Source organism: Nonomuraea diastatica (genome assembly GCF_004349015.1).
Lineage (GTDB): Bacteria > Actinomycetota > Actinomycetes > Streptosporangiales > Streptosporangiaceae > Nonomuraea > Nonomuraea diastatica.
This window is the reverse complement of record NZ_SMKP01000453.1, coordinates 1-687: the sequence shown is the minus strand read 5'-3', so window position 1 is coordinate 687 and position 687 is coordinate 1. Positions and strand designations below refer to the sequence as shown.

Here is a 687-nt window from a genome sequence, read left to right as displayed (position 1 = left end):
GATTCCGTCCGGTCCGACTCGACTTCCTCGCCGCCCTCGACGAGCCCGCACTGCGGCAGGTCCTGCCATGCTCAGGCACCCGCGCGGGCGGGCACCGGCCCCCGCGGTGGGTGGTGACCCGCCTGCCTCGTTGCAGACGCCACCACCCCACCGCGGGATCACCTCATCAGTCCCAGGTGGGGTCGCGTCGCATAGCCCACACCTCCCTTCGAGACGGGTCCGAAGACGGCCGGTTCGGTCAGGACGCACTGGCCGGAGCCGACGCAGAAATCGCTGCCGGCTTCGATGCGCATCATGTCCTGCTCACCAGGCGACCGGGAGTTCGTGAACGCCGTGGATGACGGCGTCGTTCTTGAACGGCAGGTGCTCGGCCGGTGCGGCGAGCCGCAGGGTGGGGATGCGGCGGAACAGCGTGTCGAATGCCGGTCGGCTGCGAGCGTGTCGTCGATGAAGTGGTCGACGATGTCCTGGATCCGCGGGCGCAGCGCGGCCAGCCGCCGCACGGTGAACTCGCTGACCACCGGGCGGCGGGCCGCGGAGTGTTCTGCGCCGTCCATGCCGCCGTTCGTAGGCGGCGGGCGGGGTGAACGGGCAGCCACGCTTGACCGGCAGTTCCGGGTCGGTGCGTTCACCGGTAACGCTGCTCGGCATGAAGGGCCTCCTGGTAGGGGATCGGGCTGGATCTGT

The 687-nt window shown here is 70.3% G+C and carries 1 protein-coding gene; it reads right to left on the bottom strand.

Features of this window, described 5'->3' with window-relative positions; genetic code table 11:
- Positions 1-158: 158 nt before the first annotated feature.
- On the bottom strand, positions 159-521 hold the full coding sequence (locus E1294_RS54255) for a hypothetical protein (protein WP_181958694.1): 363 nt from the start codon (positions 519-521) through the stop codon (positions 159-161).
- Between the last annotated feature and the right edge of the window lie 166 nt (positions 522-687).